The sequence below is a fragment of the Paenibacillus sp. NPDC056933 genome (assembly GCF_042674385.1).
Taxonomy (GTDB): Bacteria; Bacillota; Bacilli; order Paenibacillales; family Paenibacillaceae; genus Paenibacillus.
The window spans coordinates 264,943-279,848 of sequence record NZ_JBHUQN010000001.1 but is presented as its reverse complement, the minus strand read 5'-3'; the positions used below and the strand labels follow the sequence as shown (position 1 = coordinate 279,848).

The following is a 14,906-nucleotide window of genomic DNA, read 5'->3' as shown; positions in this document are numbered from 1 at the left end:
CACGTAATGTAAACGCTTTAACAACTTCATCTTAGCGTTCCTGTGAGAGGGCAACAATGGACTGTCTTTTCGTTCACTTGTGTTTTCTTTAGGTTGGAGCAACCCTTCCGTCCGCCGTTTCCGGCTTTAAAATACCTGTTCTTTTATGTAAATTAAGCCCATAGCGGTTTTGCACGCTATAGGCTGAAAATGCTTGATATTATGCTTTTTTTACCTCGTCAGAAAACCCTTCTACTAGTCATCTCTCTAGGACTACATTTATTTTCCTACATACTCATCCAAAAAACGATCTACTCTTTGGAAATATTCAGTGGGGTAATGGTTGATCGCATCGATGTGCTCCGTGTTTTTCGGATACCATACTTCTGCGCTTGGATTATCTTTTAAGGACTCATAAATCATTTCTGTATTTTTATAACTAATTTGCTGATCTCCAGTACCATGAATGAGCATAACTGGCTTGTCTTGCATCTTTTTTACCGCATCCATAGGTGATATGGAATCCAGATCAACATCAAAGACCCAATTTGCCATCCATGTCGATGTATAACTGAATGGGAACGCAGGTAGACCTGAAAAGAAAGGTAGACCCTCTCTCAGAAATAGCCCAGCATTACGAAATGGACTATCCGCGATTACAGCTTGGATATCATCACTTTCACTTGTGGCTAGCAAAGACGTAGCAGCACCCATTGAAAAGCCGATCACGCCAATGTTATCACCCGTATGGTCTCTGGATTTTAAATAATCTACTGCTCCCAGCAAATCGTATTTTTCATTGAGGCCCAGTGTAATCAAATCACCATCGGACTTACCTTGCGAGCTGAGGTCAAATGCCAATACATTGTAGCCTTTTGGAACAAAGTGCTCTACTAACTTTGGCGTCCTCCCTTTGACTAAACGATTGCTCGTATATCCATGGACGATAATAATCGTCTTATCGCTTGATTTAACACCAGCATTTGCAGGAAAGAAGGTACCTCTAATCGTATTATCATTTTTCAAACTCTTGAACTCGACCTCTTCATAGGGGGTTTTATCGATATTCAATTCGTAGCTGACATTCGTGTCTCTAGGATGATGCAACAAAGTGTCTACTACTTTATACGATATAAAAAACACAAGGGCCACCACGAGCAAAAGCACGATTCCCAAGCTCCATAAAATTTTGTTCCGTTTTTTTACACGAACGTTATGATTGGGCTCTAATGATGTTTGACTCATTCAGACTCCTCCAGTTTTTCTATAGGTGATATGGGTGCGAACAAATAAAAGGCATGCCCCTTCAGATTTTCCCACTCGGGATGATGAAGAATACTTTCTCCAAGAGTTAAGGCCACTCCATTTAAGAAAGAGATATAGGCACGGGAGATCATTGCGGGAGAAAAATTTTTGTTGAACTCTCCCATTAATTGTCCCTTGGCATAGACGCTTTCGATCTCATCGGTCATTACCTTTATACTTTCAAGGACCTTCTGTGTAAGTTCAGGGAACCTGATTCGTTGCCCTAAGACAGATTGAGCAAGCCGCAATTCATTGGTATAGAAGTAGATATGGTTGAATTGTTCTGCCACCATGTTCTTAATCAATGCGCCCGGCGTCCCCTCTTGTTGTAGACAAGCAAGCGATTTCACCTGAATATCAGCAAGCGGCTCCAGGACAGCGGCGTAGAATAAAGCTTCTTTGCTAGGGAAATATTGAAAAATGGTTCCGGGAGTCACTCCCACATTCTTCGCAATGATCGCCGTTGTGGTATTCGAATATCCACTTTCTGCAAACAGGACAACAGCTTCTTTTAGGATTCGTTTACGACGCTCCAGCCTTTTTTCTTCATTGATGGGTCTTGCCAAATGTATTCCCCTCTCTCTAAGCTAAACTTTAATTAATTAATTGATCAGTTAATTAATTAATAATATATCTTTAATGATGGATGATTGCAAGAGCAAATTTAGCTTACTTCCAAGCAGGATGAATCTCTACAAATACAAATAAGCCGGAGTGCGGCCCAGTATGGCCTCCAGCTTGTTTGTATCAGGTTACTTGGATGATGAGTTTACGTTTCTGCCTTCCTTTAATGTGGTGATAGTGGAACGATAACTCCATGTTGTCGTAGAAAATGGATTGCACAACAGAAGTCCTTGCAGAGGATCTGCAAGATCTTTCGGTATGCCGGGACAGCAACCGTCAGTGCTTAGGTAAGAACTTCTATCACTTTAACAACAATCTTAGATTAATAAACTATGCTGCCCTTTAGCTGAGCGAAGGGCTCCACGCGGCAGCCCTTTCGATGTTGAACTATAGTTCCCCCTGGGAGTTTAATACTCATAATACGGTGTTAACAAAATGTAGTGTATCTGCTCAGAGTAACACTCACCTTTATGACAGTACCTGTACTAAATGTGCGTACTTACATATTTATAGTACAATCTTTATACTCAATGAAGGAAATAAATAAATAAATTTCTATATACCCGGAATATAGAAACTTAAGAAAGAGGGATAATTATATGTCTAATGCTTGGAAAGTTTACTTATTAGCCGCTGTTAGCTTCTTGCTTGGAACATCCGAGTATATCATAGCAGGGATTCTCGACACAGTTGCAAGAGACGTTAATGTCTCCGTCGCTGCTGCTGGTCAGCTCATTACTGTTTTTTCACTCGCCTATGCTTTTGGAACACCTTTCCTCATCGCATTTACAGCACGAATGGAGCAGCGCAAGCTTTTAGTTTATTCACTTGGCGTATTTGTGATTGGAAATATTATCGCCGTAGTTTTACCTGGCTTTGAATTTCTTTTAGTTTCACGCGTTATTCTTGCACTAAGCATGGGAGTATTCGTTGTAACCTCCTTTACTGTCGCTACCAAGATGACTCCACCTGATAAACAAGGAAGTGCAATTGCAACAATCCTTATGGGCTTTAGCACCTCGTTGATTATCGGTGTTCCGCTAGGCAGAGTTATTGCTTCCGCTTATGATTGGAGATTGATCTTCGGAGGAATCGGTACACTTAGTATTCTTGCGATGATCGTTATACTCTTAGTCATCCCACGCTCAAATGGCGATGAGTCGGTTCCCTTGCGCAAACAGCTTGCTTTAATTAAGCAACCGAAAATAATTGCAGCCCTAATGATCACTTTCTTATGGATTTCTGGTTATTCTACTGTCTACACCTACATTTCTCCCTTCCTACTGTCGATTACAGGGATGAACAGTAAAACAGTTATCATTGCTTTATTCGCTTTCGGGATTGCCAGCTTATTCGGCTCAAAGCTTGGCGGCTATAGTACAGATAAATGGGGATTCCCTCGTACTTTATTTGTTAGTATGGTACTGCATGTAGTAGCCTTAGTTCTACTGTCATTATCAGCCCAATCGCCTGCTATCGTTTTCCTTGTGCTCATATTTTGGGCTCTATCCGCTTGGTCAACAAGTCCAACTCAGCAATATCACTTAATGACGCTTGCTCCGGCGGCTTCAGGCATTATGGTGAGTATGAATAGTTCAGTTTTACAGCTTGCTATGGGTGCTGGTGCAGGAATTGGAGGCGTTGTCGTGGAACAAACTTCCTTAGCTTCGATTAGCTGGATTGGAGCAGCGGTTGTTGCCATCGCTGCAACAACCGTTATGGTATATTTACGAGTAACCCGCTCCAAAGCTCCACCAGAAATTAGGAAAGATATAAAAGAAACTAATATCTAAAAGGTTGGTGCTTAACCAGTTGCAAAAGCCAACGCGCACAAAATTGCTCAAGCGATCCAGTTGATTAACCGGCAATACTACCGTCCGCTCGTGATCAAGCAGCTTGCAAAGTCCGTACACATGAGCTTCTGGCCACATCGGGAAACAACCGGGGGTTATCCTTGCTGCAGGTATGGAAGGTTCGGCCGTATTAGGCATCAGAACAAGGTGTAGAGCAAGTGTTGGTCATTCTGTTTTGCATCATTGGGCAGATCCACTTATGCCGCTTCTGGGCATGATCGAAGCCGTAGGGTTTCATTTCCTTGCCTACAAGGCAGATTGGGACTCCCCTGGGAGAAATCTTCATATCGCTTTCAGTTTCCAGATTTTTGGTGCCACGCTCATTGAGATCAAAGAACGGTTAAATCCCTTGATGCTTCAAAAGATCATAGATAGCCCCTGCATCGTGAGCAGCATCAAGGAGCATTTTTTCTACCGTGTCCAAGGTAAAACGTTGCGAGAATTAAATTGGTTGAATCACCTAGTAATCATGTTTTGCGGTTCCCTATATATTGGTTTAATTGTCCGCCTCTCCTTAAAAAATGGCTTGACGATGTTTTAACTTATGGGTGGGCTCATGGTTCAAATGGAGGAGATAAATTAAAGAATCGCAAAGCTGCTTTAGCTGTATCTGCCGGAAGTAAAAAAGAAGATTATAGTGAAGATGGAAGATATCACTATGTACTTAATTATTTATTATCTCCTTTTGAAACTACCTTCCTATACTGCAATGCAAATTATCGTTTCGTTCTTTGCGTATTATGGTACGGAAAACGAGCCTGGTGAAAATGTGCCTGATACAGAAAATGAGCCGTCTGTAAGCGAATTGGAAAATACACACTAAATTATTTGAGTTTTCTTGACAATCTGTAATAGTTAGCTTTATTAAGACTGCTATAAAAAAGAAGTATCTCCCTGTTCAGGAGATACTTCTTTGTAATATAAACAAAACAACTATGCCTACCGCTGTACAGCCTCCAGAGCTGGCGAAATGTTTTTCTCTCCCCACTCGCACATCATATTTAACAATGGAATGAGAGAAAGACCACTTTCAGATAATGAATATTCAACTTTTGGAGGTATTTGGGGAAATTCCTTGCGTATGATAAGCCCATCTGCCTCCAGCTCTTTTAACATGATGCTTTGCGTTTTAAAGGAGATGGTACCGATACATCGCTTCAGCTCATTAAACCGCATTACCTTATTTTCAGACAGCCAATACATAATGATCATTTTATATTTACCGCCTATTAAGGACAACGTGTATCCAAAGCCAGTTTCGTTTAGTTTCACGCCAGTTGGAATAGTTTCGTGCACAAGCTACACTCTCCTTTTGGTAAGTATATGATATAAATATACATACTTTATAATAAATCATTATGCAATCTTATTGAAAGGATGTAAATCGCTATAAAATTTGATATATCCTAAATTTGAAAAAATTTCAGAAACGGAATGGGACCCGAACGATGGCAGCGCGAACGCGGAGGGCGAGTGTTGACCAAAATAGGAAACGGTTAGTTGAGTAAAGATAACCTTTTTGTTACTTCTTCGATATTCGATTCACAATGGAGAATCTAAATAACCCTCTATGACAATGTCTGAACTGGGTTTAACTGTCCTTTCCATTTTCAAATAAGCGACCTTCCCATAACTAAATAGTTTTTTAACTATGACAGCATAATTAACTAGCTCATAAGTGAATTCCATTTTTGCTCTAAGTCGTTGAGGTAGCCTGCGCTATTGCGATGAATCCCCCCGGGTTTTCATGTGAGCATCACATTCGCACCTGCGTGAGTCTCATACCGATTCCCCTAATAACCTTCCTCATCCCCCCATCCACACCATGACAAAGATCACATCCACTCTACCCGTTCGAGTGCTACAGTTATAAACGACCAATTGACCAAATAAGTAATCCAGTCAATTCCGAGTTTACCCTTTAACATTCCATACAACAAGGAGGTGCATATACCATGAGAACCATTGATCGAAGGCAACAGGTCATTGACTCGGCTGAAAAATCGTTCGCGTTGTTTGGTTACAAAGCAACAACCATGGAGCAGGTTGCCAGACTTGCCAATGTAGGCAAGGGAACAATCTATACTTTTTTCGAAAACAAGGAAGAACTGTTCGACGAGATTCTCCACTCGATCATTACCGATATGAAACAGATTACGGAGCAAACGGTGAAGGAAGAGAATTCGTTTCTGGATAACGTACACCTTAGCATGGACTCTTTGCTGGAGTACAGGGAAGAACATGAACTGTTGATCAAACTGTTTCAGGAAGTGAACGAGTTCGGCACGCCTCAGGCCAAAGAAGGTCTACAGAAAGTAGAAACAGCGATTCTCGAATATCTGGAACGCCAAGTTCAGCGCGCCATGGAACTACAGCAGATTCGTGAAGACGATCCCAGGCTGGTCTCTTTTGTCCTATTGAAGCTGTATGTCACCTTAACATCCGATTGGAACAAAGCGCATCCTTCGCTGCACAAGGATCAGATCAAGGATTTCGTGGGCCTCTTTCTCAAAAGTGGATTATCCCCAACATAGAGGAAGATTTGTGGCTGAATCCATTTAAAATTAGAGATAGATATATAACGGAGTAGCTGATGATAGGGAGAGAACATGATGAAATCATTCACTGTATTTGGGCAGGATGTGAAATCCGCCTTCAAGAAACCAAAAGTTTTTATTCCGATTCTCGTGGTGCTGTTCATTCCGGTGCTATATAGCGGTCTGTTCCTTAATGCATTCTGGGACCCTTACGGCAAAATGAATGAATTGCCTGTGGCCGTGGTCAACACGGATCAGGGGGCAACCTACAACGATAAATCGCTGGAAGTCGGACAGAATCTGGTCGATGAATTGAAAAAGAGTGACGACTTCAACTGGCAATTCGTAACTCGGGAACAAGCGGAGCAAGGCATGGAAGACAACACGTATTATATGACGATTGTTATTCCGGAGGATTTTTCTGCCAAAGCAACCACTCTGATGGATGACCATCCCCAGCCGGCAGAGCTGCTCTATGAACCCAATGAAGGATACAACTTCCTTGCGGGTCAGATTGGCGGGACTGCTGTCAAACAGATCAAATCCAAAGTCTCCGCCAAAGTGACGGAATCGTATACTGAAACGTTGCTGGATCAGGTGGAGAAAATCTCTAGCGGTTTGGCGGATGCCGGAGATGGCGCAGGTCAGATTAACGAGGGTGCGGTCAAGCTGGATGAAGGTGTCTTCAAACTGAAAGAAAACCTCTCCAAACTGGCGGATGGAACCAACAAACTCGAAACAGGCATGACCCCGTTAAAAGAAGGCACGAGCACCTTGGCTCAAGGTATTGGCGAGCTTCATACGGGAGCCAGCTCCCTTTCCAATGGTTTGTCCCAATTGGCGGCGGCAGGTACGAAGCTCGGTGATGGAGCAGCCCAAGCTGAAGCTGGCGGTAAACAGTTGCAGGCCGGGATTCAATCTGCTCAGAAAGGAGCAGCCCAATTAGATGCAGGACTGGCGGCATCCGAGGAAGGCAGCGCCAAGCTGACCACAGGATTGCAGACTTCAGTCGAAGGCAGTGGCAAAGTAAGTGAAGGTGCCAAGGCTGTTGCGCAAGGTCTTACCCAATTAGCCAAAGCCAGTCCGGAGCTAGCTGATAACCCCGCTATACAACAGTTGCTGGCAGCAAGTCAGGCTGTGGCTGCTGGTAGCGAACAGGTGTATCAAGGCGGACAGCAATTGGTCGAAGGCAGCAAACGCCTGCAAGCTGCGCAGCAACAACTGCATCAAGGCAGCAGCCAGTTAGTGCAGGGACAACAGCAGCTTGTAGCAGGAGCAACGCAGTTGTCTGCTGGACAGGAACAGCTTGCGACAGGTCTCCAACAGTTCAACTCCAAATTATCTGAGGCTGCTACTGGCGGAGCCAAACTTGCAGAGGGTTCGAGTCAATTAAACACAGGTGCAGGGAAACTGGTTGATGGGTTGAGCCAACTTTCAGACGGAATTACCACCATTGCCGATGGTTCCCGGAAGCTGGATGATGGTGCAGGTGAGTTAAAAGAAGGTACCGCCAAGTTAACCGATGGCTCTGGTGAGCTTGCCACCAAACTAAATGATGCCGCCGATCAAACGGGCAGTGTGAAAAAAACGGATGAACTTGTAACGATGTATGCCGAGCCCGTTCAGGTGGATGAACATAAACATAACGAAGTGCCCAACTATGGTACAGGATTCTCACCATACTTCCTGTCATTGGGGCTATTTGTTGGGGCACTGATTGCAACGCTGGTGGTACCCACACGCGGCAGCTCGGTTGCCGATGCGAGCAGCTGGAATCGTTTTGTGAGCAGAACATTGGCCTTCACGATCATGAGTGCTGTGCAGTCCCTGCTCGCTTCCTGGCTTGTCTTGTCTGGATTGGGCCTGGAAGTTCAAAGCATACCTTTGTTCCTTTTATTCAGCTTTGTTACCAGCCTAAGCTTCATGTACATCATTCAAGCCCTGGTTACTTGGTTGGAAAATCCCGGACGCTTCCTGGCGATCCTGATGTTAATCTTCCAACTGACAACCAGCGCGGGTACGTTCCCGTTGGAACTTATTCCGAATTGGCTGAAAGGTTTCAACCCATGGTTGCCGATGACCTATTCGGTAACCGGGTATAAAGCTGTTATTTCTAGTGGACAGTTCAGTGTGGCATGGGATCAGATCGGAATTTTGTGCATCTTTGCGGTAATTGGTCTGGCGGCTACTTTTACGTATTTCATGATGCATCGCACGAGTGAGGTCGAGGACGTTAGTGGTGAGGCAGCGCTTCACGTATAAAATGGGAAAATAAAAAGCAAGGCATGTGTATAAGCAAGGCCCACGTCTGGAACACAGCGGGTGTTTGCTTATACATGGCCTTGCTTTTTTAGTGAGGAGACAAATGCAGATCGCCCTTCCTCATTCCTCATATTCTAATATGAAGAAATTTCGCCGCTGGAGAATGCGAGAAATGCAACCAGCAGGAACAAAAAGATAATCGCATAAATTGCCGTGCCAATGATGCCACAGACGAGACCGGCAATCGCGAGTCCTCTTCCTTGTTCCATGCGAAGCTTGATTTCTTTAAGAGAAATAGATGCAAATATGATAGCAACAATTCCAATCAGAAACCCCAAGTATGGAATCATGATTGACAAAATTCCCATGACAAGCGCTGCGATAGACTTGCCATTGGTTTTGGGTACTACATAAGGTGGTGGCGGAAGCGGATCGCTATAATAACGATCTGCATCATGCTGACGTTGGTCCAAAGGTAAATCCTCCCTGTTTATTAAGTATTCTCATTATACTTGATTAGCTGGGAAAATATGCCCCATTATTTGTAAATATTCCGATTATATTAAATATATTTACTTATTTGACCGGAAACACGGAGCACCTACGAACACAGAAATTATGATATTCTAATTTAAGGATAAGGAGGTTTATTATGTATAAGTTTGCACCTTTACTATTGTTGGTTACTTTTTTGATGACAGGCTGCAGTGGATCGGATACGTCTGTCGAAGCTTTGAAGTCGATGGAACTTAATCAGGAAAATATGCAAACCATCAAGGAATTACGTGAAGATAACGCTCGCCTTCAGGAACAGATCGCTCAAATTCAAGAGAACGTACATAACGAGGAGCTCAGAAACAATTTAAGAGAAACTCTGAATATGACGTTTAAGCTGATCGCTGCCATGGAGTCTGGAGATACTGCGTATATTGAATCCGTATCCTCCCCTAATGTGGATATATCCACAAACGACAATACCATGATTATTCATAATACCGGCCACTCTTATGAAGTCAATTTCATTAAAGGTATCCAGTGGGATGAATTTGAATTCAGAGGTTACAATCAAAAAGATACGGACCATTTCATGCTATTCATAGCACAATACATCACGACTAAAGGTTTGGAAGGAAATATCGCGTATGAGCTCTCTTTTGTCCGTTCCCCAGAAGGCCATTGGCTTTTTGACGGCTTCATCTCTTGAATGAAACTTAGTTAAAAAAATACGTGAGGTTACATTTAAATGCAACCTCACGTATTTTCAACATTCTAATTTCTACCCTTCCACTTCCACTCGCTGCAAAAACGTGCGCGTGCGCTCCAACTTGGCATTGCCGAAGATCTGCTCCGGCGGACCCGCCTCGGCGATTTCGCCGTTGTCCATGAAGAAGACGCGATCCGCGACATCGCGGGCAAAGCTCATCTCATGGGTGACGATCATCATCGTCATATTCTCCTGTGCGAGCTGCTTGATGACACGCAGCACTTCTCCCGTCAGCTCAGGATCGAGTGCCGAGGTCGGTTCGTCGAACAGCAGAATATCCGGCTGCATCATGAGTGCGCGAGCAATGGCTACGCGCTGTTTCTGTCCACCCGACAGGTTGGCGGGATAGGCATCCGCCTTGTCGGAAAGCCCTACTTTACCGAGCAATTCCAGACTGCGCTGCCGAATGATCGCTGAACTTTCTTTTTTCAACGTCTTCGGTGCCAGTTCCAGATTCGCCTGTACCGTCAGATGCGGAAACAGGTTAAAATGCTGAAAGACCATGCCCATGCGATCTGTAATCTTCCGAATATCCGCGCCACCCGCGTACGATCCGTTCTCAGCCAGCGTCTGTCCTTGAATGCGAATCGATCCACCTGAAATATCCTCCAGATGAATCAGGCTGCGCAGCATCGTGCTTTTCCCCGAACCCGAAGGTCCGATCACGGCAATGACTTCGCCCGGCTCCACGTTAAACGATACCTGCTTCAGCACATCGAGTGTACCGAATGATTTTCTCAACTGATTCACTTCTATAATATGGGTCATATGCAGACAGTCCTTTAATTGATCAGATTGGATAACTATATAAAATACAGTTCCGTGCGTGTTTACTCAAATGTATAACGTTTCTCCAGTGCCTTGAAGAACAAGGTGAGTACCATGGTCATCAGCAAATACATAATAGCTGCAATCAGGAACGGAGTAAGACGAAAATCCCGGTTTACTGCGGCCTGTGCGTAATGCAGCAACTCAGGTACAGCAACTGCATACAGCAACGCCGTATCTTTAATAAGGCTTATGGATTCATTTGCAGTGGCAGGTAATGCTACCCGAAACATCTGCGGGATGATGACTTTCGTCATCGTCTGCCATTTGCTTAGGCCCAGTACCTGTGCAGCTTCGTGTTGTCCTTTATCAATGGAGAGTAATCCACCTCTGAAAATCTCGGCAAAATAGGCACCATAATTCAAAATAAAAGCCAATGCTGCCGCCGTGAAGCGGTCAAATACAAGATACTCCCCAACGCCTGGAAGCAGCGGCAGACCGAAGCAGAAGAACAACAGCTGAAGCATCAGCGGCGTTCCCCGCATCACATATACGTACGTATGAGCAATCCACGCCAACGGCTTGAATCGGCTTTTCATCAATAAGGTTACTCCAAATCCAAGCGGTACAGACAACACAATCGCCAGTAAAAATAAAAAGATCGTGGTCTGTGCCCCTTCAAGCATGGGCTTCATGATGCCCAATAAATAATCCCAACTCATCGCAATCGGCTCCTCTAATCTGTTAACCCCGCATTCCGCAGGAGACTTGCTCCATTTTGGAATCCGGGGTCATGTTGTTTACATATGTCAGGCGAGTGGCCTGATCCTATTTCAAAACTTTATCTTCACCAAACCATTTGGTGGATATCTCGGCTGCTTTGCCATCCGCTTTCAGCTCATCCAATGCTTTTTGCAGCTGATTCAGCAGTTCCTCATTGCCTTTTTTCACACCAATGCCGTACTGTTCCGGAGCAAGGGATTCATCCAGCAATTTGAACGTCCCCTCTTCCTTGGACATGTAATATCTCGCGACCACTTCGTCGATGATGACAGCATCCAAACGTTTAGTCTTGAGATCAGTCAACGCCAGTACGTTGTCCGGGAATTCGGAAGCTTTCACTTTATCGTTCAGAGGACTTGCCGCAAGTGCATCAGCCGCAGAGGATAGGGCCTGTAAGCCGACATTTTTGCCATCCAGCTCATCCAGTTTCGTGATCGGTGAATCCGCGAGTGTGACTGCAACCTGACTGTTCTCCAGATACGGCTTCGTGAACAGCACTTTATCTTTCCGCTCATCCGTAATTGTGTAACCGTTCCAGATCAGGTCGATGCGGCCACTGTTCAGCTCCGATTCTTTGGAAGACCAGTCAATGGGCTGGAACGTAATCTCTTTCCCCATTTTCTCCGCTGCCGCTCTGGCATAATCAATATCAAAACCAACAATTTCATTCTTGTCATCCCGGAAGCCCATTGGCGCAAATTTATCATCTATCCCCACAATAATGGCATTATCATCTTTGCTTCCCGAGCTGGAGCATCCCGCAACAACAATCATGCATATGCTGATCAATAATAGAAATATTGCTTGTTTTCTCATCTCTCTAACCCCTCCATGTCTATAACCAAAACCCAAACGCTTTAGTTCGTTACCACGTTATCAGAGTCTTATAATAACATAGCATGGAAGAAGAGTCGAGCCTCGTGTCCTTTTCCATCTATTTGAATCTACTTAATTGTCAACAATTTGTGAAAAAGCTTCTTTCACTTGCGCCGGTTCCACCAGCTTCTCATGCACAAGCGAATCCCATTTTCCCTTCTCCTGAAGCTTCTTCAGTTCCGTTCCCGCCCATTGCTGAGCAACATTCTTCTCTGGCTTCTCGTCTGGAAGATATTAGGGAGGTGGATGAAATAAAATTCATCAATACAATGAGAACATTGTCTTCACTCGTGTTCCTTACAACTTTGCTGATATTATCCGGCTGTAGTCCTGCTCCAAGTAACGGTACAAACGAATCCGGCTCGCCCCCAACGACCAATCCAAAGGAAGCAGATATGGGATCAAAACAGGCTCAGGAACCGGAGCCCAACTTACCCCAGGAACTGCCTACGCCAACTATTCAGACCGAAAGCGGCATCTCCATTCCGGCAGAACAAAGCAGTTATTGTTGGAGTGGCACCTGCGCTGATTATGTGGGAGGTATGGACTTGCTAAAAGGGCATACACTTGTGCCTGTCCTAGTTGGCGAAGAAGTATCCATACATATGGGCACTGATATTCCGCCTGATGAATGGGATCTGTTTGAATATATAGAGGAGAAAATCGAGCCTATCGCTTCCACGGATGGGAGCTTCCAACTTCCTAAGGAACCAGGAACACATTATTACGGAGCATCTGTCCGTTGGACTTCAAGTCAAGATTCACTGGTCAGCTTGGGAAGTACTTCTTTTGCGTTTGCGGTTCGTGTTGTGGAGAAAAAATAGAAACAAATAAGGGCCCTCAATAATGAGAGGGCCCTGTTTTACTGTTTATATTCATATTCATATTCATATTCATTTGGTTATTTCTTGCGATCATATTCTTATTCATATTTCGTTGTTGTACATCCTGCCTCTATCTATTGCTGCACTTTCTCGCGATCTTTGCCTTTATCCGATTCACCCGCATTTTTGTTGGCGGCATCGCGGTCCTGCTGCATCTCCTCAACAGTTTTCACTTTGAGACGTGCAGCGCCTTCATAGTCCTTCGTAGGAATCAAGTTTCCCGCAGCGAGTCTTGCTTCTGCCGCGGCAATGGCATCCCCATATTGCGGCAACCACTGAGCTTGGGCGACCAGCATTTCATCGACCATTTGCCAGATCTCTTTTGGATTACATACCGCACCCACGAGTGGGTCCATCATGAACGCCTGACGCAATAGTTTGTCGTCACCATGTACAGCAGCTTCAACCGCAAGCCGTTGTACGGAAATGCTTACGTTACACACGGCAGCCGGACCGAGCGGCAGATCTCCTACATGCGGCATCGAAATGCCGTTGCGGTCCACATATCCAGGTGCTTCAATAATCGCATCATCCGGCAGATTGGAGATTACACCGTTATTGACGGTATTGAAGTGTCCGCGGTATACACGTCCCGTCTCCAATCCTTCTATAATGTAGGAACCATGTTCTCCGCCCCGTTTTTCCTGGGCAAATTGCATCGGCTCATCTTTCATCCAGTTCGGGAAGTCGGTCTCAAACCAATTTCTTCCTTCTGTACACACACGCAAATATCCGCCCGTCTCGCCGTTAATCCAGCTGTCCAGATCGATCCAATCCTTGATCTCTTCAGGACGTTTGCGGTACCAAGGTACGTATTCGCTAAGGTGACCATTCGATTCCGTACTGTAGTAACCAAATCGGCGCAGCATATCAATCCGCACTTTCTCGGTACGACTATACTCTGGATGTTTCTCAAAAGCTTCGAGCAAATCGCCTGTAAGATCTTTGCCTTCATGGGATGCCTTGATGTACCAGGTCTGATGATTAATGCCGGCACACACGATATCCACTTCATTCATTTTCAGTCCAAACGCTTCCGCGATCTGGTGATGCCCGTGCTGTACTCCGTGGCATAGTCCAATCGTGCGCACGCCGCCATACTTGTTGCAGGCCCAGGTCAGCATGGCCATTGGGTTGGAATAATTGAGGAGCAGCACATCCGGTGCACTTTGCTCACGAATATCTTTACAGATGTCCAGCATCTCGGCAATCCCGCGCTGTCCATACATAATCCCACCAGCACACAATGTATCGCCGACACATTGATCCACCCCATACTTGAGCGGAATGTCCACATCGGTTGCAAAAGCTTCCAACCCGCCTACACGAATTGTACACAGTACATACTTCGCATCCTTAAGCGCTTCTCTCCGGTCCGTCGTCGGCTGAATCTGAATATTCAGTCCATTCTCGCGGATATCCCGCTGACACAGCTCGGTAACCATGTCCAGATTATGCTGATTAATATCACAGAACGCAATTTCAATATCCCTAAACTCCGGTACCGCCAGCAAATCCCGCAGCAGCCCCCGTGTAAATCCGATACTGCCCGCCCCGATAAATGCCACTTTAAACGACATGCACAGTTCCCCCCGTAATCCAAAATGATTTGTTTCGGTTAATGATTTCATTCAGTAATATTGGACTTGGAATTACAATTTCCTGATGAAGTCATTGTATCAACGGAGAATACGTAAGCGTTATCAAAATCATGACCTGTTCACGCAAAGGTTGTCAAAAATCCTAACTTCTGTGTCCCAGCTTATTGGCA

The 14,906-nt window shown here is 44.8% G+C and carries 14 protein-coding genes and 1 pseudogene; 7 read left to right on the top strand and 8 right to left on the bottom strand.

All coding sequences use genetic code 11. The annotated features are described in order from the left end of the window. Positions 1-258 precede the first annotated feature (258 nt). Both ACFTRD_RS01195 and ACFTRD_RS01190 read right to left on the bottom strand, forming a co-directional pair. Positions 259-1,224: an alpha/beta hydrolase gene (locus tag ACFTRD_RS01195; protein ID WP_379377216.1), complete on the bottom strand. Its 966-nt coding sequence runs from the start codon at positions 1,222-1,224 to the stop codon at positions 259-261. Continuing rightward, positions 1,221-1,850, bottom strand: coding sequence for a TetR/AcrR family transcriptional regulator (locus tag ACFTRD_RS01190; RefSeq protein WP_379377214.1), 630 nt, complete (start codon positions 1,848-1,850; stop codon positions 1,221-1,223). Before ACFTRD_RS01190 ends, ACFTRD_RS01195 begins: the two co-directional genes overlap by 4 nt. Before the next feature lie 657 nt (positions 1,851-2,507). Here ACFTRD_RS01190 and ACFTRD_RS01185 point away from each other — a divergent pair. The 3 genes and pseudogenes from ACFTRD_RS01185 to ACFTRD_RS01175 form a co-directional block, all read left to right on the top strand. Then, a complete protein-coding gene (locus tag ACFTRD_RS01185; RefSeq protein ID WP_090893789.1) occupies positions 2,508-3,701 on the top strand; it encodes an MFS transporter in 1,194 nt (397 codons plus the stop codon). A gap of 259 nt (positions 3,702-3,960) precedes the next feature. Further along, complete coding sequence (locus tag ACFTRD_RS01180) at positions 3,961-4,302, top strand: hypothetical protein (protein WP_379381368.1); 342 nt, start codon at positions 3,961-3,963, stop codon at positions 4,300-4,302. Continuing rightward, positions 4,206-4,613: pseudogene (locus ACFTRD_RS01175) on the top strand (NAD(P)H-dependent oxidoreductase); the annotation flags it as partial. The gene ACFTRD_RS01180 and the pseudogene ACFTRD_RS01175, both read left to right, overlap by 97 nt. 87 nt (positions 4,614-4,700) lie before the next feature. On the opposite strand, the gene ACFTRD_RS01170 reads toward ACFTRD_RS01175, so the two are convergent. Beyond that, complete coding sequence (locus tag ACFTRD_RS01170; RefSeq protein ID WP_379377211.1) at positions 4,701-5,057, bottom strand: winged helix-turn-helix transcriptional regulator; 357 nt, start codon at positions 5,055-5,057, stop codon at positions 4,701-4,703. A gap of 659 nt (positions 5,058-5,716) precedes the next feature. Here ACFTRD_RS01170 and ACFTRD_RS01165 point away from each other — a divergent pair. Both ACFTRD_RS01165 and ACFTRD_RS01160 read left to right on the top strand, forming a co-directional pair. Further along, the gene (locus ACFTRD_RS01165; RefSeq protein WP_090893784.1) at positions 5,717-6,295 is read left to right on the top strand and encodes a TetR/AcrR family transcriptional regulator; all 579 of its coding nucleotides are present in this window, start codon (positions 5,717-5,719) and stop codon (positions 6,293-6,295) included. Between the two features lie 78 nt (positions 6,296-6,373). Next, positions 6,374-8,560 (top strand): YhgE/Pip family protein, encoded by a 2,187-nt coding sequence (locus ACFTRD_RS01160; protein ID WP_379381096.1) that lies wholly within the window; start codon positions 6,374-6,376, stop codon positions 8,558-8,560. Positions 8,561-8,694: 134 nt separating this feature from the next. Here the strand turns inward: ACFTRD_RS01160 and ACFTRD_RS01155 are convergent, their stop codons facing one another. After that, on the bottom strand, positions 8,695-9,033 hold the full coding sequence (locus ACFTRD_RS01155) for a DUF4190 domain-containing protein (protein WP_024628854.1): 339 nt from the start codon (positions 9,031-9,033) through the stop codon (positions 8,695-8,697). Positions 9,034-9,212: 179 nt separating this feature from the next. Between ACFTRD_RS01155 and ACFTRD_RS01150 the strand changes: the two genes are divergently transcribed. Beyond that, positions 9,213-9,764 carry a mediator of RNA polymerase II transcription subunit 4 gene (locus ACFTRD_RS01150; RefSeq protein ID WP_379377208.1) on the top strand — a complete coding sequence of 184 codons (552 nt, stop codon included), beginning with the start codon at positions 9,213-9,215 and terminating at the stop codon, positions 9,762-9,764. Between the two features lie 72 nt (positions 9,765-9,836). On the opposite strand, the gene ACFTRD_RS01145 is transcribed toward ACFTRD_RS01150, so the two are convergent. The 3 genes from ACFTRD_RS01145 to ACFTRD_RS01135 form a co-directional block, all read right to left on the bottom strand. Beyond that, positions 9,837-10,592: an amino acid ABC transporter ATP-binding protein gene (locus tag ACFTRD_RS01145; RefSeq protein WP_379377206.1), complete on the bottom strand. Its 756-nt coding sequence runs from the start codon at positions 10,590-10,592 to the stop codon at positions 9,837-9,839. Positions 10,593-10,654: 62 nt separating this feature from the next. After that, positions 10,655-11,314 carry an amino acid ABC transporter permease gene (locus tag ACFTRD_RS01140; protein ID WP_379377204.1) on the bottom strand — a complete coding sequence of 220 codons (660 nt, stop codon included), beginning with the start codon at positions 11,312-11,314 and terminating at the stop codon, positions 10,655-10,657. 106 nt (positions 11,315-11,420) lie between these two features. After that, complete coding sequence (locus tag ACFTRD_RS01135) at positions 11,421-12,191, bottom strand: amino acid ABC transporter substrate-binding protein (RefSeq protein WP_379377202.1); 771 nt, start codon at positions 12,189-12,191, stop codon at positions 11,421-11,423. Positions 12,192-12,295: 104 nt separating this feature from the next. On the opposite strand from ACFTRD_RS01135, the gene ACFTRD_RS01130 reads away from it, so the two are divergent. Continuing rightward, positions 12,296-13,075, top strand: coding sequence for a hypothetical protein (locus tag ACFTRD_RS01130; protein WP_379377200.1), 780 nt, complete (start codon positions 12,296-12,298; stop codon positions 13,073-13,075). 134 nt (positions 13,076-13,209) lie between these two features. Here the strand turns inward: ACFTRD_RS01130 and melA are convergent, their stop codons facing one another. Continuing rightward, the gene (gene melA, locus ACFTRD_RS01125) at positions 13,210-14,715 is read right to left on the bottom strand and encodes an alpha-glucosidase/alpha-galactosidase (RefSeq protein ID WP_379377198.1); all 1,506 of its coding nucleotides are present in this window, start codon (positions 14,713-14,715) and stop codon (positions 13,210-13,212) included. Positions 14,716-14,906: the final 191 nt, after the last annotated feature.